Source organism: Streptococcus sp. HMSC073A12, from assembly GCF_001812815.1.
In the GTDB taxonomy this organism is placed as follows: domain Bacteria; phylum Bacillota; class Bacilli; order Lactobacillales; family Streptococcaceae; genus Streptococcus; species Streptococcus vaginalis.
In genome coordinates this window covers 60,624-83,311 of sequence record NZ_KV810530.1, presented here as the reverse complement: position 1 = coordinate 83,311, position 22,688 = coordinate 60,624, and the positions used below count along the sequence as shown (strand labels likewise).

20 protein-coding genes and 1 pseudogene are annotated in these 22,688 nt (G+C 39.7%); 16 read left to right on the top strand and 5 right to left on the bottom strand.

Translation table 11 applies throughout. The features are described from left to right. The first annotated feature begins 82 nt into the window (after nucleotides 1-82). The 12 genes and pseudogenes from HMPREF2876_RS03265 to ftsY all read left to right on the top strand — a co-directional run bounded on the left by HMPREF2876_RS03265 (nucleotide 83) and on the right by ftsY (nucleotide 13,955). Nucleotides 83-1,081: an LTA glycolipid anchor biosynthesis glycosyltransferase, IagA/BgsA family gene (locus tag HMPREF2876_RS03265; RefSeq protein ID WP_024051860.1), complete on the top strand. Its 999-nt coding sequence runs from the start codon at nucleotides 83-85 to the stop codon at nucleotides 1,079-1,081. Between the two features lies 1 nt (nucleotide 1,082). Beyond that, a complete protein-coding gene (locus tag HMPREF2876_RS03260) occupies nucleotides 1,083-2,396 on the top strand; it encodes a glycosyltransferase family 4 protein (protein WP_024051859.1) in 1,314 nt (437 codons plus the stop codon). Nucleotides 2,397-2,422: 26 nt separating this feature from the next. After that, complete coding sequence (locus tag HMPREF2876_RS03255; RefSeq protein WP_070584168.1) at nucleotides 2,423-2,764, top strand: hypothetical protein; 342 nt, start codon at nucleotides 2,423-2,425, stop codon at nucleotides 2,762-2,764. Between the two features lie 280 nt (nucleotides 2,765-3,044). Further along, on the top strand, nucleotides 3,045-3,746 hold the full coding sequence (gene yycF / locus HMPREF2876_RS03250; RefSeq protein WP_022526268.1) for a response regulator YycF: 702 nt from the start codon (nucleotides 3,045-3,047) through the stop codon (nucleotides 3,744-3,746). Further along, the gene (gene vicK, locus HMPREF2876_RS03245) at nucleotides 3,739-5,091 is read left to right on the top strand and encodes a cell wall metabolism sensor histidine kinase VicK (protein WP_070584165.1); all 1,353 of its coding nucleotides are present in this window, start codon (nucleotides 3,739-3,741) and stop codon (nucleotides 5,089-5,091) included. The genes yycF and vicK overlap by 8 nt, the downstream gene beginning before the upstream one ends. A 1-nt stretch (nucleotide 5,092) precedes the next feature. Further along, nucleotides 5,093-5,896, top strand: coding sequence for an MBL fold metallo-hydrolase (locus HMPREF2876_RS03240; RefSeq protein WP_024051857.1), 804 nt, complete (start codon nucleotides 5,093-5,095; stop codon nucleotides 5,894-5,896). Nucleotides 5,897-5,929: 33 nt separating this feature from the next. Further along, nucleotides 5,930-6,244: pseudogene (locus HMPREF2876_RS03235) on the top strand (YbaN family protein). A 380-nt stretch (nucleotides 6,245-6,624) separates the two neighbouring features. Then, entirely contained in the window at nucleotides 6,625-7,323 is a 699-nt protein-coding gene (gene rnc / locus HMPREF2876_RS03230; protein WP_003025140.1) for a ribonuclease III, read from the top strand. After that, entirely contained in the window at nucleotides 7,314-10,847 is a 3,534-nt protein-coding gene (gene smc / locus HMPREF2876_RS03225; protein ID WP_024051856.1) for a chromosome segregation protein SMC, read from the top strand. Before rnc ends, smc begins: the two co-directional genes overlap by 10 nt. A gap of 1 nt (nucleotide 10,848) precedes the next feature. Continuing rightward, on the top strand, nucleotides 10,849-11,643 hold the full coding sequence (locus HMPREF2876_RS03220) for a Cof-type HAD-IIB family hydrolase (protein ID WP_070584162.1): 795 nt from the start codon (nucleotides 10,849-10,851) through the stop codon (nucleotides 11,641-11,643). Further along, complete coding sequence (locus HMPREF2876_RS03215) at nucleotides 11,643-12,455, top strand: Cof-type HAD-IIB family hydrolase (RefSeq protein ID WP_070584160.1); 813 nt, start codon at nucleotides 11,643-11,645, stop codon at nucleotides 12,453-12,455. Before HMPREF2876_RS03220 ends, HMPREF2876_RS03215 begins: the two co-directional genes overlap by 1 nt. Before the next feature lie 12 nt (nucleotides 12,456-12,467). Then, a complete protein-coding gene (gene ftsY, locus HMPREF2876_RS03210; protein ID WP_024051844.1) occupies nucleotides 12,468-13,955 on the top strand; it encodes a signal recognition particle-docking protein FtsY in 1,488 nt (495 codons plus the stop codon). Between the two features lie 47 nt (nucleotides 13,956-14,002). Here ftsY and zwf read toward each other — a convergent pair whose 3' ends face one another. The 5 genes from zwf to HMPREF2876_RS10600 all read right to left on the bottom strand — a co-directional run bounded on the left by zwf (nucleotide 14,003) and on the right by HMPREF2876_RS10600 (nucleotide 18,871). Then, a complete protein-coding gene (gene zwf / locus HMPREF2876_RS03205; protein ID WP_024051843.1) occupies nucleotides 14,003-15,490 on the bottom strand; it encodes a glucose-6-phosphate dehydrogenase in 1,488 nt (495 codons plus the stop codon). A gap of 47 nt (nucleotides 15,491-15,537) precedes the next feature. Continuing rightward, complete coding sequence (locus tag HMPREF2876_RS03200; protein WP_024051842.1) at nucleotides 15,538-16,902, bottom strand: MFS transporter; 1,365 nt, start codon at nucleotides 16,900-16,902, stop codon at nucleotides 15,538-15,540. A gap of 114 nt (nucleotides 16,903-17,016) precedes the next feature. Continuing rightward, nucleotides 17,017-17,832, bottom strand: coding sequence for a TIGR03943 family putative permease subunit (locus HMPREF2876_RS03195; RefSeq protein WP_024051841.1), 816 nt, complete (start codon nucleotides 17,830-17,832; stop codon nucleotides 17,017-17,019). Next, nucleotides 17,829-18,734, bottom strand: a complete 906-nt coding sequence (locus HMPREF2876_RS03190) for a permease (RefSeq protein ID WP_070584158.1) — start codon at nucleotides 18,732-18,734, stop codon at nucleotides 17,829-17,831. The genes HMPREF2876_RS03195 and HMPREF2876_RS03190 overlap by 4 nt, the downstream gene beginning before the upstream one ends. Further along, nucleotides 18,731-18,871 (bottom strand): SPJ_0845 family protein, encoded by a 141-nt coding sequence (locus HMPREF2876_RS10600; protein WP_006270662.1) that lies wholly within the window; start codon nucleotides 18,869-18,871, stop codon nucleotides 18,731-18,733. Before HMPREF2876_RS10600 ends, HMPREF2876_RS03190 begins: the two co-directional genes overlap by 4 nt. A gap of 229 nt (nucleotides 18,872-19,100) precedes the next feature. On the opposite strand from HMPREF2876_RS10600, the gene HMPREF2876_RS03185 reads away from it, so the two are divergent. From HMPREF2876_RS03185 to HMPREF2876_RS03170, 4 genes are all read left to right on the top strand, one after another. Next, nucleotides 19,101-21,230, top strand: coding sequence for a Tex family protein (locus tag HMPREF2876_RS03185; RefSeq protein ID WP_070584154.1), 2,130 nt, complete (start codon nucleotides 19,101-19,103; stop codon nucleotides 21,228-21,230). Beyond that, entirely contained in the window at nucleotides 21,217-21,666 is a 450-nt protein-coding gene (locus tag HMPREF2876_RS03180; protein ID WP_024051838.1) for a SprT family protein, read from the top strand. Before HMPREF2876_RS03185 ends, HMPREF2876_RS03180 begins: the two co-directional genes overlap by 14 nt. A 104-nt stretch (nucleotides 21,667-21,770) precedes the next feature. Then, a complete protein-coding gene (locus HMPREF2876_RS03175; RefSeq protein ID WP_042754025.1) occupies nucleotides 21,771-22,043 on the top strand; it encodes a PspC domain-containing protein in 273 nt (90 codons plus the stop codon). A gap of 50 nt (nucleotides 22,044-22,093) precedes the next feature. Then, complete coding sequence (locus HMPREF2876_RS03170; protein WP_070241633.1) at nucleotides 22,094-22,615, top strand: NUDIX hydrolase; 522 nt, start codon at nucleotides 22,094-22,096, stop codon at nucleotides 22,613-22,615. Nucleotides 22,616-22,688 lie beyond the last annotated feature (73 nt).

Below are 22,688 nucleotides of genomic sequence, written 5' to 3'. Positions count from 1 at the left end.
GTAAGGTCTTTTTCTTTTGCTTTTATAATGCGATGTCCCTTCTTGGTTTTATTTTTTCTATCTTTTGGGTATAATAGAAGACATGAAAGTATTACTGTATTTAGAAGGTAAAGCGGTTTTAGAAAAATCAGGCATTGGACGAGCTTTGCAACATCAGATGAAAGCCCTAGATTTGGCTGGAATTCCCTACACGACAGATCCTTCAGGAGATTATGATGTGGTTCATATCAATACCTATGGACCTAGAAGTTTGCGACTTTTGCACAAAGCAAAAAAGCAAGGAAAAAAAGTGATTATGCATGGGCATTCGACTAAAGAAGATTTTCGAAATTCTTTTATCGGGTCAAACTTTTTTGCGGAAGCCTTTGGAAAATATCTGGCTCACATGTACCAAATGGCGGATTTTATCATTACACCGTCTGAGTATTCCAAAAAGTTGATTCAGGGCTATGGCGTTACAACACCAATTGTGGCGGTTTCTAATGGGATTGACCTTCATAAATATCAAAAAGATCCACATAAAGAAGAAGTGTTTAGAAAACATTTTCATACCCAAGAAGGAGATAAGGTGGTTGTCTGTGCGGGACTTTATTTCAGACGCAAGGGAATAGAAGACTTTGTAGAGGTAGCACGCAGAATGCCAGATGTTCGCTTTATTTGGCTGGGTAGTATTAACAAGTGGATCATTCCTCGGAAAATCAGAAATCTTGTACTTTTTAATCATCCTAAAAATGTTGAATTCCCGGGTTATTTTAAAGGTGCCGTTTTTGAGGGAGCTATGAGTGGTAGCAGTCTTTTCTTTTTCCCAAGTTATGAGGAGACAGAAGGGATTGTAGTGCTAGAGGCGTTGGCTAGTCATCAACATGTCGTTTTACGGGATATTCCTGTATATGAGGGCTGGATTGATGAGCAATCAGCTGAATTGGGGCATAATGTAGATGAATTTGTAGATTCTATCCAAAAGATTTTGGATGGTAAAGTAGATAAGCGAGAAGCTGGCTATAAGGTGGCGCAGAGTCGTTCAATTGATGATGTGGCTTATAAACTTGTGGATGCTTATCAAGAAGTATTGGAGATGTAGCATGCGAATTGGTCTTTTTACGGATACGTATTTCCCTCAGGTTTCAGGGGTGGCAACTAGTATTCGCACTTTAAAAACAGAATTAGAAAAGCTTGGACATACTGTTTTTATTTTTACAACGACAGATAAGGATGTCAATCGTTATGAGGATTGGCAGATTATTCGAATTCCCAGCGTGCCGTTTTTTGCCTTTAAAGATCGGCGAATTGCTTATCGCGGTTTTTCAACGGCTTTAGAGATTGCTCGCCAATATCAATTGGATATTATTCATACCCAGACTGAATTTTCTTTGGGTTTATTAGGTGTTTGGATTGCAAAGGAGCTGCGAATTCCAGTTGTTCATACTTATCATACACAGTATGAGGATTATGTACGTTATATTGCTAAAGGCATGGTCATTCGTCCTAGCATGGTCAAATACATTGTTCGCGGTTTTATGAGTGATTTAGACGGTGTGATTTGTCCGAGCGAGATTGTTTATGACTTGCTCATGAAATACAAAGTAAAAGTAGAAAAACGTGTTATTCCTACTGGAATTGAATTGGCTAAATTTGAACGTCCAGAAATTACTAGTGAGAACATTGCTGATTTACGGGGAAAATTAGGAATTTCAAATCAAGAAACCATGTTGCTTAGCCTATCACGTGTTTCGTATGAAAAAAATATTCAGGCAGTTTTAGCTGCTCTACCGGCTGTTTTAGAAGAAAATCCAGATGTGAAATTGGTAGTGGCAGGAGATGGACCTTATTTGTCTGACTTAAAAGCGCAAGCCAAACGGTTGAATATTACGGATGCAGTGATTTTCACAGGAATGATTGCACCCAGTGAGACAGCCTTGTATTATAAAGCAGCGGATTTCTTTATTTCCGCTTCAACGAGTGAGACGCAGGGCTTGACGTATTTAGAAAGTCTAGCGAGTGGCACTCCGATTATTGCGCATGGAAATCCTTATCTAGACAATGTTATCAATGATAAAATGTTTGGAACGCTTTATTATGAAGAACGTGATTTGGCAGGAGCGATTTTGGAAGCTGTTATTGCAACACCGGATTTGGATGAGAAAAGTCTCGCTGCAAAATTATACGAAATCTCTGCTGAAAACTTTGGACGTCGTGTCTATGAATTTTATTTGGATTTAACCATTTCAAAAGATTTCAACAATGATTTATATCCGGAGGAGTCTGTTAGTAAGCGATTAGCGAAATCTGTCATTTATCTTCCCAAAAAAGCGATAGCCCTTCCTGTAAATGGATCAGCGCGAATGTTTAAAGCATCTAAACGACAAATCAAAAATATACAGAAATACCTGAAATAAAATTCCAAAACTAGCGAGGTGGGAAAATGAAACGCGATATTCCTTTTTTAGCCGTACTACTCTTTTTCTATTTGTTATTTTATGGAATTGTTTACGTGATACCGATGGACGAATTGTTACGAAAGGGGTTGGTGGTGAATAATGTTTTGATATATTCACCGCTGGCAACATTCCTTGTGGGAGCTGTCTATGCTGGACTATATGGTTTTTCTTGCCGTTTTTTGCTTTTAGCAACGCTTATGTTCTTTGTGACGATTATGATCTTTGGTGAATGGATTTTACTGTATCATGTGGCCTATTTTATCTGTTTATTGTTGGGGACGCTGTTAGGTTATAGCGTATTTCGCTGGAGAAAGACAAGTAAATGAACATCAAGCAGCTCGAACATTTGCTTCTTTAGGAAATTACTACAGTAGCAGTGAAAAGTTAAGACAGGTGTATTGCGTTTCATAGTTTTTCCTAAGAATTCAATGAATGGTCTAAGGCTTTTGTCTGGACTATTTTTTGATATAAAAGACTGTCTTTGCTGTCATATTTTTAACATATTTGTTTTAAATTTGTAAAGTAAAGAAATGATGTGTTATGAGTTGAATTGGTAAATTTTAAGAAAAATTTGGTATAATAAAAAGATAGAAAAAGGTAAATAAAATGAAAAAAATATTAGTTGTAGATGATGAGAAGCCAATCTCAGATATTATAAAGTTTAACATGGTAAAAGAAGGTTATGAAGTAGTGACAGCCTTTGACGGTCGCGAAGCGTTAGAGATGTTTGAAGCAGAACGTCCAGATATTTTGATTTTGGACTTGATGTTGCCTGAAATGGACGGCTTAGAGGTGGCGCGAACGATTCGGAAAACGAGTAATGTGCCAATCATCGTTCTTTCTGCCAAAGACAGCGAATTTGACAAAGTTATTGGTCTTGAAATCGGTGCGGATGACTATATGACAAAGCCTTTCTCTAATCGTGAGTTGCAGGCGCGTGTCAAAGCCATTTTGCGGCGCACAGATTTGACAATTGAAAATCAAGAAGCAGAAGCTGCTCCGACAGAAATTGTGATTGGAGATTTGCAGATTTTGACCGATGCTTTTGTCGTGAAAAAGCATGACGAAGAATTGGATTTAACACACCGTGAGTTTGAATTGCTCCACCATTTGGCAACGCATATCGGACAAGTGATGACGCGTGAACATCTGCTAGAAACGGTGTGGGGTTATGATTATTTTGGAGATGTGCGGACTGTTGATGTGACAATTCGTCGTTTGAGAGAAAAGATAGAGGATATTCCTAGCCGACCAGAGTACATTTTAACGCGGCGCGGCGTTGGATATTACATGAGAAACAATGATTGATAATATTAGACAATTTATTGTATCAAAAGACTTTGTATTTGTTTTACTTATTTTAGGGTTCATCTTGGTGGTTACCTTGCTTTCCTTGGAAAATAGGCGAGACAATATTCGTATTCGCCAATTGAATCAAAAAGTAAAAGATTTAATTGCAGGCAATTACTCAGAAATTTTAGATGTACAAGGTGGTCCAGAAATTACGGATATTACCAATAGTATCAATGATTTATCTGAGGTAATCCGTCTAACGCATGAAAATTTAGAGCAAGAAACTAAGCGCCTGTCGAGTATTTTATCCTATATGACGGACGGTGTTCTTGCGACCAATCGTCGTGGGCAGATTATCATGATCAATGATATGGCGACCAAGCAGTTGGGGGTCAAAGAGTCTGAAGCACGAAAGATGAATATCTTAAAACTGTTGGATATCGAAGACGAATATGACTTACGAGACTTGATTACGAAAGTTCCAGAGTTGACCATTGATTCGCAGGATGAAAATGGAGAGTTTTTAAGTTTACGTGTCCGATTTGCCTTGATTCGGCGAGAATCAGGCTTTATTTCAGGGCTGGTTGCAGTGCTACACGATACAACGGAGCAGGAAAAAGAAGAGCGTGAGCGGAGACTGTTTGTTTCGAATGTCAGTCACGAATTACGTACTCCCTTGACCAGTGTCAAGTCTTATCTGGAAGCACTAGATGAAGGTGCCTTATCAGAACCAGTCGCACCGGATTTCATCAAGGTTTCATTAGACGAGACCAATCGGATGATGCGCATGGTTTCGGACTTGCTGAGTTTGTCACGTATTGACAATGCAACCAGTCATTTGGATATTGAATTGACGAATTTTACAGCTTTTATCACCTTTATTTTGAACCGTTTTGATAAAATCAGAAGCCAGAATGATGATAAAAAGTATGAAATTATACGAGATTATCCGATTAACTCTATTTGGGTCGAAATTGATACAGATAAGATGACACAGGTGATTGATAATATTATCAACAATGCCATTAAATATTCTCCTGACGGTGGCAAGATTACGGTCAGTATGAAAACGACGGATACCCAAATGATTTTGTCGATTTCAGATGAAGGCTTAGGAATTCCTAAAAAAGATTTACCGAAAATTTTTGATAGATTTTATCGTGTAGATAAAGCGAGAAGTCGTGCACAAGGTGGGTCCGGACTGGGCTTAGCCATTGCCAAAGAGATTATCAAGCAGCATAACGGCTTTATCTGGGCAAAGAGCGAGTACGGCAAAGGTTCAACCTTTACTATTGTCCTGCCTTATGATAAGGAAGCTGTCAAAGATGATGATTGGGAAGAAGATGAATTAGAAGGGTAGCATGAACGAGAAGGGATTTAAGTACAGTATTTTAGCGTCAGGTTCTACCGGTAACTGTTTTTATTTAGAAACTCCAAAGAAGAAGTTGTTGATTGATGCGGGCTTATCTGGGAAGAAAATTACCAGCTTATTGAGTGAAATTGACCGTAAACCAGAGGAGTTGGATGCCATTTTGGTAACGCATGAGCATAAGGATCATATCCATGGTGTGGGCATTTTGGCACGGAAATATCATTTAGATATTTATGCCAATCAAGCAACATGGAATGCGATGGAAGTAGCGCTTGGGAAGATTGATGTCAGTCAGAAGCACATTTTTGAAATGGGAAAAACCAAGACATTTGGCGATATTGACATTGAAAGTTTTGGTGTTAGTCATGATGCGGTTGCACCGCAATTTTACCGACTGATGAAAGACGATAAAAGTTTTGTTCTACTGACGGATACTGGCTATGTTAGCGATCGTATGGCAGGGATTATTGAAAATGCGGACGGGTATTTGATTGAGTCCAACCATGATATTGAAATCCTTCGTAGTGGAGCTTATCCTTGGAGCCTGAAGCAGCGGATTTTATCTGACCAAGGACATTTGTCGAATGATGACGGGGCAGAAACCATGATTCGTACGTTGGGTTATCGCACTAAGAAAATCTATCTAGGGCATCTTAGCAAAGAAAATAATACCAAAGAATTAGCTCATATCACAATGGTTAATCAATTGGAACAGACTGATTTGGCGGTTGAGCATGATTTTCATATTTGTGATACATCTCCAGATACGGCAACTCCATTGACTGATATTTAGGAGAGTCAATGTGAATTTTTATTTAATCATTTCATTGCTTTCACTGCTTTGGGGGCTGCTCTTGTTGAAGCTTTCCTTTTACTGCTGTCTGTTACTTGTTTTTTACGCAGTTCTAAGCGGTTTGAATAATGGTTGTACCACACTAAGTTGTATCAAATCTATGTGGCGGACTTTCACGAAACAGGTGCCATTGCTCGGGAGCGTAAGAGAAAAATTCTTATTTCCATTTATATTCTAATGGGAATTTCTATCTTCTTTGCACCTCTTATCTGGGTGAAGTTTGCTTTAGCTACCTTAACCCTTTTTATGACGTATTATTTATTCAAAGTCATTCTAGATAAAGAATGAAAATTCATTTCATCTCTGGTGAACTTTTCCTATCAAATTCTTGGTATCGTTGGAGTATCAAGTATTTTTTGATATAATAATAGAGAATTTGTTTTCATTTTATACTCTGTGAAGATCTCTTCAAACTTCGTCGGATTTCACAGTTCGGGTGACTGTGAGAGGTGGCAAAGAAGGAAAGCGAAACTTTTGCCAACCTTGCTGTACTCTTTGTTGCTGACTTCGTTGATTACACCTGCAACTTCAAAAGCTCTACTTGAACTTTTGCTCCCCCGCAGCTTGCTTTCTAGTTCCAATTGTCTGGGAGACAGCTGGAGGTGATTGTCAAATTTTTGATGTTCATTAAGTATTAAAAGAAAAAGTTCTTCTTGAAAGGAGAAAAAATGAGAGATTTACATAAAGTTTTGAGTCAGCAATTTGGAATTGTCTTCCAAGATGAAAAGTTGCTGGAGACAGCTTTTACACACACTAGCTATGCCAATGAGCACCGCCTCTTAAACATTTCACACAATGAGCGCTTGGAATTTTTAGGAGACGCTGTTCTGCAATTATTGATTTCAGAATATCTGTATAAAAAATATCCGAAAAAACCAGAAGGGGACTTGTCAAAACTTCGCTCAACCATTGTACGTGAAGAGAGTTTGGCTGGTTTTAGTCGAGATTGCCAGTTTGATCAATTTATCAAATTAGGTCGTGGCGAAGAAAAGTCAGGTGGGCGTAATCGGGATACCATTCTTGGGGATTTATTTGAAGCCTTTTTAGGAGCTTTGTTGCTAGATAAGGGAGTGGAAGCGGTCAAAAACTTCCTGTATCAAGTCATGATTCCAAAGGTAGAAGTTGGAGACTTTGAGCAGGTGGTTGATTACAAGACCAAGCTACAAGAACTGCTCCAAGTCAATGGTGATGTCGAGATTGTCTATCAAGTCATCTCTGAGTCCGGTCCAGCTCATGCTAAAGAATTTGCTGTAGCGGTATCTGTTGATGGCAGAACGGTTGGACAAGGTCAAGGACGCTCGAAAAAATTAGCAGAGCAGGAAGCTGCTAAAAATGCATTTGAAAAGGAAAGTCATTCATGTATTTAAAAGAAATTGAAATTCAAGGTTTCAAATCTTTTGCAGATAAGACCAAGGTAATATTTGATCAGGGAGTGACAGCAGTCGTTGGACCAAATGGCTCAGGAAAGAGTAACATTACTGAAAGCCTGCGTTGGGCACTGGGAGAGTCCAGTGTTAAAAGTCTTCGTGGCGGGAAAATGCCAGATGTTATTTTTGCGGGGACTGAAACTCGCAAACCACTGAATTATGCTTCTGTTGTTGTCGTTTTGGACAATAAAGACCGTTTTATCCAGCAAGCTGCAGATGAGATTCGTGTGGAGCGTCATATTTATCGCAGTGGGGATAGCGAGTATAAAATAGACGGCAAGAAGGTACGTTTACGAGATATTCATGATTTGTTTATGGATACAGGGCTTGGGCGAGATAGTTTTTCCATTATTTCTCAAGGAAAGGTGGAAGAAATTTTCAATAGCAAGCCAGAGGAGCGCCGTGCCATTTTTGAAGAAGCGGCTGGCGTACTGAAATACAAGACGCGGCGCAAGGAGACTGAAAGTAAGCTCAGCCAAACACAAGATAATCTAGATCGGCTGGAAGACATTATTTATGAGCTCGATAGTCAAGTGAAGCCTCTTGAAAAGCAAGCTACGACAGCTAAGCAGTTTTTGAAATTGGATGAGGAACGCCGTGCTCTTTATTTGGGTGTATTGATTGCTCAAATAAAGGGAAATAAAACACAGCTGAATGATACTGAAGAACGGCTTGTGGGGATTCAGCAATCTTTGTCTGCTTATTACAGCAAACGTGACCAGCTAGAGCAAGAAAATGCTCTTCTGAAAGAAAAACGCCATGATTTGCAAAAACAAATGGCAGATGACCAAGTGAGTTTGCTTGAACTAACCCGCCTCATCAGTGACTTAGAACGCCAAATCGAAGTTTCCAAATTAGAATCTAGTCAAGCTGCCAACAGTCGGAAGGAAAATGAGGAACGCCTGAAAGGATTGACAGAAAAATTAGAGGCGGTTCAAACAGAATGGCAGGGAAAAGACGAGCAGTTGATTGATTTTGATGTAAAATTGGAACGAAATCAACAAGCGATTCATAAATTAGAAGCTGAAATTGAGGCATTTTCGGATGATCCTGACCAGATGATTGAAAAATTACGTGCTGAATTTGTCCAATTGATGCAGGAAGAAGCGGACTTATCCAATGACTTAACTGCTTTAGAAAGTCGCTTAGCCAACGAATTACAATTATCTGAAAGCAAACAAGTAGAATTTGCTAAGTTAAAAGAAAATTTAAAGAATCTTCAAATCAACGAGCAAAGTCAACTGGAAGATTTAGCAACAGCTCGGCAGTCGGTTCAGCAGTTACTGACAGATTATCAGGCACAGCTAAAGCAAGTGCAAACTGTAAAAACGAATTATCAGCAAAACCAAACGGCAATGTTTGATTTAATGGATGATGTAAAAAATAAAAAGGCGCGTGTTGGTAGTTTAGAAGCTATTCTGAAAAATCACAGTCATTTCTATGCTGGGGTGAAAAGCGTTCTTCAAGAAGCAGAGTGTCTGGGCGGTATTATCGGTGCTGTTAGTGAAAAATTGAGCTTTGATTCGCATTACCAGACAGCACTTGAAATTGCACTTGGAGCAAGTAGCCAGCATATTATCGTAGAGGACGAACAAGCTGCGACACGAGCAATTGAATTTCTGAAACGCAATCGAACAGGACGGGCAACTTTTCTGCCACTGACAACGATTAAAGCGCGGCATTTACCAGATCATCATCAAGGAAGCATTGAAAAAAGCACTGGTTTTCTTGGTTTGGCTTCGTCTTTGGTGCGCTATGATAAGAGTTTGGAGCATATTTTCCAAAATTTGCTAGGTACAACAGCCATTTTTGATACGGTAGAAAATGCGCGAGCAGCCGCTCGCAAAGTTCGGTATCAAGTACGAATTGTCACGCTGGATGGAACAGAATTGCGGACAGGCGGTTCTTATGCAGGTGGCGCTAATCGAAATAACAATACGATTTTCATCAAGCCGGAGCTAGACGCTTTACAAATGGAACTTTCTGAGAAGAATGCGACTTTAGCAGAGCAAGAAAAACAAGTGGAAGATTTGCACACGCAGCTAAGCCAAGCCAACAGTCTGTTAGAAGAAATAAAAGTAAGTGGTGAGGAAGCACGATTAGCAGAGCAAAAGGCTCAAATGGCTTATGAGCAAACGCACAAACAGGTTGAAGACTTATCTGAGCTCTTAGTGCTGCAAGAAAGAGAGTTATCTCGTGAAGTTCTTCCTGATATGGCGGAGCAAAAAGAAAAGTTAGTCAATCGCCTTGCAGAAATTGAGCAAGATAAATCCGAAACAGAAGCCGAGATTGAGCAGATTAAGTCGGATAAAGATGCTGTTCAAGCACGTTTAGACAAGCTAACAGCCCGCTTATCTGAGCTTCGTTTGGCTCGTACCGAGCTGACGGGGCATCAGCGTTACGTTCAGACGGATCTCACGCGTTTGTCCAATGAAAAATCTGAATTGGACAAAGGGATTTCAACTTTACAATTTCTAATGGAGCAAAAGGAAGAAAACGCTTCAAAAGTGGATATTGCTGTTTTAGAAGAGCAATTAACACAGGCTATACAGGAAAAGACAACTTTGAACCAAGCTACCATTCGTCGTCAGTTTGAACTGGACGATTTGGAAGGGCAAGCAGAGGATCTTACTAGTCATCTGGAACAAGCCCGCCAGCAAAATGAGGATCTGATTCGCAAACAGGCAAAAGCAGAAGCTGAAAAAGATAAGATTGCAGATGTCTTGCGTCGCCTTTTGACGAATTTGACAGATGACTATCAAATATCTTTTGATGAAGCTAGTAAACAGGCTCGTCCACTAGAAAATCTTACGGTTTCTGAAACTAAGGTTAAGGACTTAGAAAAGGTTATTCGGGCTTTAGGACCAGTCAATCTTGATGCGGTAGAGCAATTTGAAGAAGTCAGTCAACGACTGCATTTCCTCAATACTCAAAGAGATGACGTACTCTCTGCGAAAAATTTGCTTTTGGAAACCATTGAAGAAATGAATGACGAAGTAAAAGAACGCTTCAAATCAACCTTTGAAGCGATTCGTGAGAGCTTCAAAGTGACTTTCAGACAGATGTTTGGTGGCGGTTCAGCGGACTTGATTTTGACCGAAGGCGACCTGTTGACTGCGGGGGTAGAAATTTCGGTTCAACCGCCCGGCAAAAAAATCCAATCACTCAATCTGATGAGCGGAGGAGAAAAGGCGCTATCAGCCTTAGCATTACTCTTCTCCATTATTCGTGTCAAGACGATACCATTTGTCATTTTGGACGAGGTGGAAGCTGCACTTGACGAAGCTAATGTCAAACGTTTTGGCGACTATCTTAATCGCTTTGACAAGGACAGCCAGTTTATTGTGGTAACACACCGTAAAGGAACGATGTCCGCAGCAGACTCTATCTATGGGGTAACCATGCAAGAGTCCGGTGTATCAAAGATTGTCTCCGTAAAATTAAAAGATTTAGAAAGTATGTAAAATGAATATAAAATTAGTTGCAACAGATATGGACGGCACCTTTTTAGATGACAAAGGGCAGTTTGATATGGTTCGACTGAAGCAGTTGTTGCTCCGTTTTAAAGAAAAGGGCATCTATTTTGCAGTAGCCAGTGGACGCAGTTTGCTGTCATTAGAAAAGCTATTTGAGGATGTGCGAGATGAGATAATTTTTATTGCTGAAAATGGCAGTCTGGTAAAATTTCACGGAGAAGATCTCTATGAAGCAACCATGTCCAAAGATTTTTATCTGTCAGCTTTTGAGAAATTGAAGACATCTCCTTTCATCAATACCAGTGAATTGCTTCTAACAGGTAAAAAGGGCTGCTATGTTTTAGAAACGGTTGATCCAGCTTATTTAGCTTTTAGTACGCATTATAATGAAAATATCCAAAAAGTAGCTCGCTTGGAGGATATTACAGATGAAATTTTCAAATTTACAACCAATTTTTCTGAAGAAACAGTAGCTGTTGGTGAGGCCTGGGTCAATGAACACGTTCCCGGTGTCAAAGCTATGACGACAGGTTATAAGTCAATTGATATTGTCCTAGACTATGTAGACAAGGGCGTTGCCATTGTCGAATTGGCGAAGAAATTAAATCTTGAAATGGATCAGGTCATGACATTTGGTGACAATTTGAATGATCTACACATGATGCAAGTAGCAGGTTATCCCATTGCCCCTGAAAATGCTCGTCCAGAGATTTTGGAAGTAGCCAAAGAGGTCATTGGGCATCATGCGGCGCATTCAGTTATGACGTATATGGAGGGCTTATAATGGCAGAGATAAAATTGATTGCCCTAGATTTAGATGGGACTTTACTGACTTCTGAGAAAAAAATTTCTGCTCGAAATTTAGCGGCGCTTAAAGCCGCTCAAGAGCAGGGAATTAAGATTGTTTTGACGACCGGTCGCCCTCTAAAAGCAATGGAGCTTTTCTTAAACGAACTGGGCGTAGCCAATCAAGAGGACGAATACACCGTTACTTTTAATGGTGGTTTGGTGCAACGCAATACAGGTGAAATTCTTGATAAAACAGTTTTTGCCTATGACGATGTGGCTCGCATTTTTGAGGAAACAGAAAAGTTAGGCTTGCCACTAGATGCGATTTGCGAAGGAACTGTCTACCAAATCCAGTCAGACCATGAATCGCTTTACCAAACTTGCAATCCTGCTTTAACATTTGAGTCGGTTTCATTTGCAGACTTATCTAGCCAACAGACTTATAATAAATGTGTAACAGCTTATGCACCAGATCCGCTTGATCGTGGCATCGCTCAACTTTCGTCCGATTTATTTGACAAATATGAAATTTTTAAGTCGCGCGATATGCTGTTAGAATGGTCTCCGAAGAATGTCCATAAAGCAAATGGCTTAGAAAAATTGATTGCTCATTTAGGAATTGAACAAAGTCAAGTCATGACTTGCGGAGATGAAGCAAATGACCTGTCTATGATAAAATGGGCAGGGATTGGTGTAGCTATGCAAAATGCAGTAGCAGCAGTCAAAGAAGTCGCCAATGTAGTGACGCCGATGACGAATGACGAAGATGCTGTTGCTTGGGCTATAGAAAAATATGCACTGAAATAAAGGAGGGATTTAATGGGTTTATTTGATCGCCTTTTTGGTCGCCAAAAAGAAGAAAAACCAGTTGAAAATATTCCTGAAGAAGCTGTAGAAATAGTATCAGAGGATGATCAAGGCAAGAATCTAGAAAAAGTAGAAACAGCTCCTGTAGAGAATACGCAATCTGAGAATCTAGATGAACAAACATTCCAAACAGAATTGAAAGAACGTTTTGCTGAGGATGAGGCACGTCTTGAAACCATTCAAGAAAAAGTAGAAGAAATGGAGCCAAGGTTGGCTGATATAGTGGCAGATGCAGAGTCAGCTGAAAATGATTCGCAAGCTCCAGAAAATCATACATTGCAGAATGAAATGGGAACTCCACAACCTGACGAGACAGCAGCTTTTTCGCAATATACGACTCATCCAGCTGCCACAGATTTACAGTCACGTTTAGCAGAAGCTAGAAGACAGCAGGCAGAACAAGAAAATATGAGGCAGCTGAACGAAGCGAACGCATGGTCAAGCTCAGCAGAGTCAACTACGGTAGAGAAGACTATTAGCGAACCAATTGAAGCAAGTTCATTTATTCAAGAAGAAACGGTTCAGGAAAAGTATGACCGCAGTCTCAAGAAGACACGGACAGGTTTTGGAGCGCGGCTTAATGCTTTCTTTGCTAATTTTCGCTCGGTAGATGAGGAGTTTTTTGAAGAGTTAGAAGAACTCTTGATTACGAGTGACGTGGGAGTGCAAGTCGCTTCTAATCTGACAGAAGCCTTACGCCAAGAAGCTCGCCTTGAAAATGCCAAAAAGCCAGATGTCCTTCGTCGGGTCATCATTGAAAAGTTAGTAGACATCTATGAGAAAGATGGTCAATTTAACGAAAAAATCAATTTACAAGACGGTTTGACAGTCATGCTTTTTGTGGGTGTAAACGGAGTTGGGAAAACCACTTCGATTGGGAAATTGGCTTATAAATATAAGCAGGCTGGCAAGAAAGTCATGTTAGTTGCAGCAGATACTTTCCGTGCAGGAGCTGTTGCTCAGTTGGTGGAATGGGGACGTCGAGTAGATGTTCCGGTTGTGACAGGTCCAGAAAAGAGTGATCCAGCTAGCGTTGTTTATGACGGTATGGAGCGTGCAAAGGCTGAAAATGTGGATATTCTAATGATTGATACGGCCGGACGCTTGCAAAACAAAGATAACCTAATGGCAGAGTTGGAAAAAATTGGACGGATTATCAAACGGGTAGATCCAGCTTCGCCACATGAAACGTTCTTGGCACTGGATGCATCAACTGGTCAAAACGCCCTTGTTCAAGCTAAGGAATTTTCAAAAATTACGCCAGTAACAGGAATTGTCTTGACGAAAATTGATGGAACAGCGCGTGGTGGTGTTGTTCTTGCAATCCGTCAAGAGCTGGATATTCCAGTTAAACTGATTGGATTCGGAGAAAAAATTGACGATATTGGAGTATTTAACTCTGAAAACTTTATGAAAGGGCTCTTAGAGGGCTTGGTATAAGAAAAAAGACTTGCAAATGAATTGCAAGTCTTTTGTATATATTTACTTTACCCCAATCGTCCTTCTTTGCGATAGGCTTCATCTGGACGCCAGTTCCAATCAGCTTCAAATTGGTTAAGGAGTTCAAAGCTGGCTTCGGGTCCCATAGTACCTGATTTGTAATGATGAAGGGGAACTTCGTTATTTGCCCACAAGGCTTCAATACGGTCAATCAATTCCCAACTAGAGCGAACTTCGTCCCAGTGGCTAAAATTGGTTGAGTCATTGTTTAGTACATCGTAGATGAGCTTCTCATAAGGTTCTGGTGACGCACCAGAAGCTGTTGCATCTGTACGATAATCAAGTGTCAATGGAGCTAAGTTAAATTGCTCGCCCAGTTCTTTGCCATTCATACTAAGAGAAAATCCTTCAGTTGGTTGAATGTAAATCGTCAGCACATTTGGTTGAAGCGAGGAGCCGAAAATGGATTCCATTTGCTTGAAGACAATGTTGACATGGGTTCCTTTGGCAGTGAGACGTTTTCCAGTACGGAAGAAAAATGGCACCCCGCGAAATCGGTCACTATCTACAAAGAATGCACCAGAAGCAAAGGTTTCTGTGGTAGATTCTGGGGCAACATTTGGTTCACTACGATAGGAAATGTACTTTTTCCCGTCCACTTTGCCAGAAGTGTATTGACCACGAATGAAGAGCTTTTTCAAATCATTATCGGACGGCTTGTGTAAGTGCTTGAAAGCCTTAATTTTTTCAGCACGAATATCATCTTTGGTAAAAGTTTTGGGTTTGTCCATAGCAAGCAAAGACAGGAGTTGAAGTGTGTGATTTTGCACCATATCGCGCAGTGCACCTGAATGGTCGTAATAACCACCACGTTCTTCCACACCTAACTTTTCAGCAAAGGTAATCTGTACATTGTCAATATAATCACGATTCCAGACATTTTCAAAAAGAAGATTGGCAAAGCGAATGGCAAAAATACTTTGAATCATTTCTTTGCCGAGATAATGGTCAATCCGGAAAATCTGCTCTTCGTCAAATGTTGCCAACAAATCGTTGTTCAGTTTGCTAGCAGAAGCTAGGTCTGTGCCAAAAGGTTTTTCTACAATTAAGCGTTCAAATCCCTTCCCGTCCACAATTTGTTCTGATTTGAGATGTTTGGCAATCGTACCAAAAAACTGAGGAGCCATAGATAGGAAGAAAAGTTTATTGTGTTCTGCTTGATAGTGCTCATTGAGATGATTTTGTAGTTTTCTCAATTCAATATAATGCTCGGTATCTTGGACATCGTGACTTTGATAATAGAAATGGCTAGCAAATTCTTGCGCTTGTTCAGGGCTGTCTGCAAGTTCTGTGATAGACTCGACCACGACAGATTCAAAATATTCCTTGCTCCAAGGTCTGCGAGCTGTACCGATAACGGCAAAATGCTTAGACAGATTGCCAGATTTATACAATCTAAAAAGAGAAGGATAGAGTTTTCTTTTTGCCAAATCTCCACTGGCACCAAAAATTGTAATAATCACTTTTGAAGACATTTTGAACACCCATTTTCTAATATTTTATTTATTTTACCATAAATTGATTAAAATTTCTGATTTTTGATAGCTCGAAATAAAGAGTAAAAGAGATAAAAAATAAGGATAACGAGGAAGAAAAGGAGTAGAAAGACAAGATGCACACCTGTCGTAGTATCAGGAGCTTGATTGACCATGATAGCAGCAATCGCCGTTCCTAAAGCTCCAGCAAATGTTTGAGCCATTTGAAAAAGTGCTGTGGCATCTGGCGACTTCTCACGACTAATTTGTGAAACAGATAAGGCCATCGTGTTGTTGAAAGCCAGATTGCGCCCAATCGTAAAGAAAATATAAAAAAGGATGATGAGCGGTAATGTTAAGGCTTTTGTAAAGAATGCAAAAACGAAAACGGCTAAGAAAAAGAGGAGATTCCCACCATATAGAGAAAGTTTGGGTCCCTTGGTGTCATATAATTTTCCAAAGAAAGGTGCCGAAAAAGCTCCTAACATTGTTCCAGGAAGCAATGCAAAGCCAGCGGCAGAAGTAGCCTCGTGTTTTACTAAAACTAAGAAATTAGGAATCAGAAAATTGGCTGATAAATTTGAAAATTGGTAGAGAAAGAAAGGAATAATTCCTAGTAAAATAACTGGATTTTTCAAAATACGAATATCTAAAAAAGGATGCACTACCGTTAAACTTCGCCAAACGAAAAGGACAAGTGATAATAAAAAGATGATGACAAAAGTCCAATTAAAGCTACCTTCTTCTAAGCTAGAAATCATCATGATAGAAAAAGTCAGTGAAAGTGTAAGAAGCAAGAAAGAAATCCACTCAAAAGGACGTTTTTGTTTATTGGGGGTATTTTCTAAAAATAAAAATCCTAATATGAAGGAGATAATCGGAACGGGCATGATGAGTGTGTAAATCATGTGCCAGTCAAACAAGCCAATCATAAAGCCGCCATAAGTGGGACCAATCGCAGGAGCTAGGCTTATAACGAGTCCAGACAGTCCCATGTAAAATCCGATTTGGCTGCGTGGGATTCGTTCCACGATAAGGTTAAACATGAGAGGGGTAGCAATTCCTGTGGATGCTCCTTGCAGAATGCGTCCTAACATAAGTAGGGCAAAATTAGGGGCAATCATCGCAACGCCATTACCCAGCGTAAACATAGCTAGACTGGTGAATAGAATTTTACGCTCAGACCAATTGTGTGCTAGAGTGGCTCCAAGTGTAATCGTGATAGCGACAACTAGCAGATAACCTGTTGTAATCCATTGCAATGTGCCAAGGTCTGTATGAAAAACTTTCATAAGGTGCGGAAAGGTGACATTCATACTGGTTTCAGATAGAATTCCAGCAAAAGCAATGAGTGCTGTAGCGAGAATAGAGAGCAAGGTTTTCCTTGAAACGGGTTGGTTTGGATGTGACATAATACCTCCTAAAAATATAAATTTCTCTTATTTTATCATAATTACTTATAAAAGAGCATAATAGGAGACCTAGAGAAATACTTATCAGGTCTTCTTTTGCTTATTTAATGTGGTTTAAAATACGCGGTAAACATAAGGATTGCTGGGTTTTTCAACTTTCTTGAAACTATCCACTTCAAGCGTTGGCAAGCTTTGTCCTAGTTGCTTATGGTAGCGAATAGTGATTTTTCCACTCGCTCTTATCCAAGTATTATTTTCAAAATGCTCTGTATTACCAGTTGTCAGAAGTCCATAAACCCCTGAATCTGCGATACAGTGGATAATACCGAAACGGAAAAGAAACTGGCTGTTTTTATCACTTGGGTCGTTGTAGACAAAGCCAGTAAATTCTAACCGTTTCCCTGCAAATTCATCTGGATAATCATAGAGGACTTCCATGACTTCCATATAATTTTCCGTCGTAACGGAGATGACATCTTTTTTCAGATATTTTTTTGCAGCTGCCCGCATTTCCTTCTCGTAAGCACTTTTAGTAAAATAGGTACTGGTATCAGGCTTCAGGTATTGATTGGTAGTACCTTCATCAGCCTGAATGCTCTTTGAACTACCATCAGCTAGAGGAAAATGGTAGCCCTTAGCAGAAACGGTTGTAGAGTCCAAATTGACCGTTGGAAAGAAGAGAGCAACGATAAGTGGTACAACAAGAAAAGCAATGCTAGCAAATTTTGCTGAGTGGCTCGTCAAATGGCTGTGTACTTTCATTTTTTTCATCCAGACGATGAGCTGCACAATAGCTAGCACAAAAGAAAGTATCATGGAAATATATGCCAAATAAGAAAAATGCATATTGATGTATTGATTGAGCTTGCCAGAAAGTTGCAAATACATGGTGGTTTCAAAGTAACCAGCTAAAATTAGAAAACGAATCATAGCACCACCCCCACAAGCCAAGAGTAAATGACAACAACTAAACTAACAATTCCAATGAATTGCCAGATGAATCGTCCTTTGAGGTAATTTTTCATCATGAGGATATTTTTCACATCTAGCATTGGTCCAATGACGAGAAAAGCCAGAACTGGCGCTAAACCAAAGCTAGAAATGAGCGAACTGCCGATAAAGGCATCTGCTTCACTGCAAAGTGAGAGAAGAAATGCAAGCAGCATCAATAGCAAAATAGCCATAAGCGGTGTTGCACTAATGGAAGTCAGGATGCGTGTAGGCACGTAGACTTGCACTAGACTGGCAAAGAGACAACCAAAGACTAAGTAACGACCTGTATCAAAAAATTCGTCAATAGACTGCACAAACACTTGAAATACTTTCTTTGGCTGACTTAAATGGGAGAAGTCGTGTTCATGCTGAATGACTCGATTCTCTTTTTGAATAGTTGCTGTGTTGAGAAAGCCAAAGAAAATTCCTAGAATAATTGCTACAACAATAGAGCCAAGAGCTCTGAGCAAAGCCATTTTAAAGGAATTCCCGAAAGCAGAGTAAGTCGCAAAAAGAACAATGGGATTGATAACCGGCGCTGTCACCATAAAAGGTACAGCTGTGTAACTCGGTACTTTCTTTTCCAAAAAGCGATTGATAATAGGGACAATTCCACATTCGCAAGAAGGGAAAATGAAGCCAATAAAAGTACCAAAGAAAATTCGACACCATTTATTTTTAGGCAGATAGCGATAAACTTTGTCTGGTGTGATATAAACCTCTATAAAACCTGAAATAATACTCCCAATCAGCACAAAAGGTAGTGCTTCAATAATAATGGAGAGGAAAATCGCACCAGCTTGCAAAACGCTAGGTGGTAGTTGATTAAAAAAACTCATAACTTTTTAGCCTTTTGTTCTTTTTTAATCTTTTTTTCTTTTTCATCAGGAAATTCTATTTTTTCGATTTTAGGTAACGTTGCAAATTCTTCAAACATTTTATCTAAATCATCTGAACGCGTAAATTTAATAGCCATAACAGCCTCCTTTTCCTTTTTAACTATTATACTATCATTTTGAAAATTCTGGTGAAATAAAGTCAGCAGAATAAAGATTAGCTTGTGAAAGAAGGAGAGGAATGTGGTATAATGAAGAAACTATGTGTATAAGGAAAAAAAATTTTTGATAAAGTAAAATAGCCATAAACCAAGAATGAAGTAGTAATTGGATTTGGACGACTGGAAAAGGTATGATATAATATTTTTTATGGAAACAAATATTATCGAACTATCGCAAAGTTTAAAGATTAGTCAGAAGCAAATTGAAAAAGTATTGGAACTGACAGCAGAGGGCAACACGATTCCGTTTATCGCTCGTTATCGGAAAGAAATGACAGGTAATTTGGATGAGGTAGAGATTAAGGCTATTCTTGATTTGGATAAAAGTCTGACGAACCTCAGAGAGCGTAAGGCAACGGTGCTGGCAAAGATTGAAGAACAAGGAAAGCTGACGGACAAATTGCGTGCGGCCATTGAAGCAGCTGAAAAGTTGGCTGATGTGGAAGAACTTTATCTTCCTTACAAAGAAAAACGTCGGACAAAAGCTACGATTGCACGTGAAGCAGGACTTTTTCCTTTGGCACGACTCATATTACAAAATGCTGCCACTCTTCAAGAGGAAGCAACTGCCTTAACTAACGAAACATTTCCGACGGCAGAAGCAGCTCTAGCTGGAGCTGTAGATATTTTAGTGGAAGCCATTTCAGAAGATGTACAACTGCGTGCTTGGACTTATCATGAAATGCTGACAAATTCAAGCATTGTTTCAACTTTAAAAGATCAAGATTTGGACGAAAAGCAAGTGTTTCAAATCTATTATGACTTTTCCGAAAAAATCGCGGATATGCAGGGGTATCGCACCTTAGCACTGAATCGTGGTGAAAAGCTAGGTGTTCTCAAAGTTAGTTTTGAGAATAATGTAGATAAGATTATCCGCTTCTTTGAAGTGCGCTTTAAGGTCAAAAATGACTACATTCATGAAGCAATCCAGCAAGCTGTGAAAAAGAAAATCATTCCAGCTATGGAACGTCGGATTAGGGCAGAATTGACCGAGACTGCAGAAGACGGAGCCATTCAGCTCTTTTCAGATAATCTGCGAAATCTGCTCTTGATTGCGCCACTCAAAGGACGCGTGGTACTAGGATTTGACCCAGCTTTTCGGACAGGAGCAAAATTAGCAGTCGTAGATGCAACTGGAAAAATGCTGACAACTCAGGTTATCTATCCTGTTCCACCGGCAAAAGCAGCGCAAATTGAAGCTTCTAAGCAAGATTTGTCAGACTTGATTGACCAATTTGGTGTTGAAATCATTGCTATTGGGAATGGAACAGCTAGTCGTGAAAGTGAAGCATTTGTCGCTGAAGTATTGAAAACTCATCCAAACGTCAGCTATGTTATTGTCAATGAAAGCGGTGCGTCTGTTTATTCTGCTAGCGAATTGGCACGGCATGAGTTCCCTGATTTGACCGTTGAGAAACGTTCGGCTATCTCTATCGCACGTCGACTGCAAGACCCTCTTGCAGAGCTAGTTAAAATTGACCCAAAATCAATCGGTGTCGGTCAATACCAACATGATGTGAGCCAGAAGAAATTATCTGAAAGCTTGGATTTTGTCGTAGATACCGTTGTTAACCAAGTCGGCGTTAATATCAATACCGCAAGCCCATCTCTTCTATCGCATGTGGCAGGGTTAAACAAAACGATTTCTGAAAATATTGTCAAATATCGTGAAGAAGAAGGCATGATTCGCTCGCGCGATGCCATCAAAAAAGTTCCTCGTCTGGGTGCTAAAGCATTTGAACAGGCGGCAGGGTTCTTACGAATTCCCGAAAGTGATAATGTTTTGGATAATACAGGTGTTCACCCAGAGAGTTATCCAGCTGTTGAGAAATTGTTCCAAACGCTTGCAATTACGGACTTAGATCAAGCCGCTCAAGAAAAATTGCAGTCTTTAGATGTCAAAAAAGTTGCTGTAGATTTGAACTTGGGAGAAGCTACCCTCAAGGATATCATTGCAGACTTGCTCAAGCCAGGTCGTGATATGCGTGATTCATTTGATGCACCGGTTCTGCGTCAAGATGTCCTTGATATGAAGGATTTACAAATTGGGCAAAAGTTAGAAGGCGTTGTCCGCAATGTTGTTGACTTTGGTGCTTTTGTCGATATTGGCATTCACGAAGACGGCTTGATTCACATTTCTAAGCTCAGCAACAGCTATGTCAAACATCCAAGCCAAGTAGTTTCTGTTGGTGATTTGGTAACCGTGTGGGTGGATAAGCTGGATATAGAAAGAGAAAAGGTCAATCTTTCCTTGGTGGCACCGCGTGAATCTAACTAACTATGTCAGACAAGTCTCTTTGGAAGATTTTGGCAAAGAATTTCGACATATGGCTTCTTGGAATAAGCGTCTTCGCTCAACAGGTGGACGCTTTTTTCCAAAGGATGGTCATCTTGATTTTAATCCTAGAATCTATGAACAGTTTGGTTTAGAAACCTTCCGAAAAATTGTGCGGCATGAGTTGTGCCATTATCATCTTTACTTTGAAAAGAAAGGTTATCGACATAAGGATCGAGATTTCAAGCAATTATTGAAAGCCGTGGACGGTTTGCGCTATGCCCCTACTTTATCAAGCCAATCAACTTCAAAAACGCTTGTTTATCAATGCTTGCATTGTCGTGCACAATATCATAGAAAAAGACGAATCAATACTGAGCGGTATTGCTGCGGACGTTGCCAAGGGAAGCTCATTTTTGTCAGACAATTGCAGTCTTAATGATTATTTTGACGAAACAATCAGAAATCCGCCTAAGGACGGATGGCATGATGACTGAAATGTGTTACACTAGATTCAGTATCAATGAAAGAGGCTAAATGATGATGAAAACAACATTTTATAAATTACGTCGAAATAGAGCTGTATCGGGAGTGTTAGCAGGTTTATCTGATAAATTTGGTCTAGATGTAGGGCTTGTTCGCTTTCTATTCGTTTTATTTACTGTCTCTAATTTCGGATTAGGTATTATCATTTACATCATCTTATCATCTGTAATGCCTTACAAGGAAGATGTAGAAGAAGAAATGTATGGAACAGGACCTCGTAAGCGCAAAGAAGCAGAAGCTATCAAAGAAGAAGATGGTTGGTTTTGGTGAGTGTGATGGAGCAAGCGTTTGGTTAAATATGCTAGAAAGGAGTTCGGACAATGAACTCCTTTATTTTAGGAGGAGAAGAAATGGAATATTGGGATGCATATGATGAGCAAAGAGAGCGACAAGGAGATTTTCTAAAGAGAGGTCAACCAATTGCGGAAGGGCAGTATCACCTTTGTGTCAATGTCTTCGTTCGCCATCTAGATGGGGAATTTCTCCTGATGCACCGCAGTCCAGAAAAAGAAATTCATCCTAATTATTATGAGTTTGGTGCAGGAGGAAGTGTGTTGGCTGGTGAAGATAGCATGACCGCAGCCTATCGTGAATTGCGGGAAGAAACTGGGCTAATTCCTAGAGAAATACAACTGATTGAGCAGACGACTTCACCTAAAGATCACTGTCATTTTGATTTTTATGAGGCAACCGTTACAGAAAAAGATGTGAAATATCAAGAGGGTGAAACGGATGGTCACATCTGGCTGAAACCTAGTGAACTCCGATATTTTATGAATCGTTATCCTTTATTTCAAAATCAAAAACAAATTGTAGAAAAAATGCTCCAGTCAGAGAAGTAGTAAATGCTATATATTATATATGGTTGCATCCATTTTCTTTGCAAAATCAAGGATGAAACTCTCCTTTAATCTC

Excerpts from the sequence above, each read along its gene's own strand:
- HMPREF2876_RS03220 (WP_070584162.1), top strand. The coding sequence starts at position 10,849 with ATGAATATAAAATTAGTTGCAACAGATATGGACGGCACCTTTTTAGAT.
- HMPREF2876_RS03255 (WP_070584168.1), top strand. The coding sequence starts at position 2,423 with ATGAAACGCGATATTCCTTTTTTAGCCGTACTACTCTTTTTCTATTTG.
- HMPREF2876_RS10600 (WP_006270662.1), bottom strand. The coding sequence starts at position 18,871 with ATGGCTATTAAATTTACGCGTTCAGATGATTTAGATAAAATGTTTGAA.
- vicK (WP_070584165.1), top strand. The coding sequence starts at position 3,739 with ATGATTGATAATATTAGACAATTTATTGTATCAAAAGACTTTGTATTT.
- HMPREF2876_RS03215 (WP_070584160.1), top strand. The coding sequence starts at position 11,643 with ATGGCAGAGATAAAATTGATTGCCCTAGATTTAGATGGGACTTTACTG.
- HMPREF2876_RS03195 (WP_024051841.1), bottom strand. The coding sequence starts at position 17,832 with ATGATTCGTTTTCTAATTTTAGCTGGTTACTTTGAAACCACCATGTAT.
- HMPREF2876_RS03190 (WP_070584158.1), bottom strand. The coding sequence starts at position 18,734 with ATGAGTTTTTTTAATCAACTACCACCTAGCGTTTTGCAAGCTGGTGCG.
- ftsY (WP_024051844.1), top strand. The coding sequence starts at position 12,468 with ATGGGTTTATTTGATCGCCTTTTTGGTCGCCAAAAAGAAGAAAAACCA.
- rnc (WP_003025140.1), top strand. The coding sequence starts at position 6,625 with ATGAGAGATTTACATAAAGTTTTGAGTCAGCAATTTGGAATTGTCTTC.
- HMPREF2876_RS03175 (WP_042754025.1), top strand. The coding sequence starts at position 21,771 with ATGAAAACAACATTTTATAAATTACGTCGAAATAGAGCTGTATCGGGA.
- yycF (WP_022526268.1), top strand. The coding sequence starts at position 3,045 with ATGAAAAAAATATTAGTTGTAGATGATGAGAAGCCAATCTCAGATATT.
- HMPREF2876_RS03265 (WP_024051860.1), top strand. The coding sequence starts at position 83 with ATGAAAGTATTACTGTATTTAGAAGGTAAAGCGGTTTTAGAAAAATCA.
- zwf (WP_024051843.1), bottom strand. The coding sequence starts at position 15,490 with ATGTCTTCAAAAGTGATTATTACAATTTTTGGTGCCAGTGGAGATTTG.
- HMPREF2876_RS03200 (WP_024051842.1), bottom strand. The coding sequence starts at position 16,902 with ATGTCACATCCAAACCAACCCGTTTCAAGGAAAACCTTGCTCTCTATT.
- smc (WP_024051856.1), top strand. The coding sequence starts at position 7,314 with ATGTATTTAAAAGAAATTGAAATTCAAGGTTTCAAATCTTTTGCAGAT.
- HMPREF2876_RS03240 (WP_024051857.1), top strand. The coding sequence starts at position 5,093 with ATGAACGAGAAGGGATTTAAGTACAGTATTTTAGCGTCAGGTTCTACC.
- HMPREF2876_RS03170 (WP_070241633.1), top strand. The coding sequence starts at position 22,094 with ATGAACTCCTTTATTTTAGGAGGAGAAGAAATGGAATATTGGGATGCA.
- HMPREF2876_RS03185 (WP_070584154.1), top strand. The coding sequence starts at position 19,101 with ATGGAAACAAATATTATCGAACTATCGCAAAGTTTAAAGATTAGTCAG.
- HMPREF2876_RS03260 (WP_024051859.1), top strand. The coding sequence starts at position 1,083 with ATGCGAATTGGTCTTTTTACGGATACGTATTTCCCTCAGGTTTCAGGG.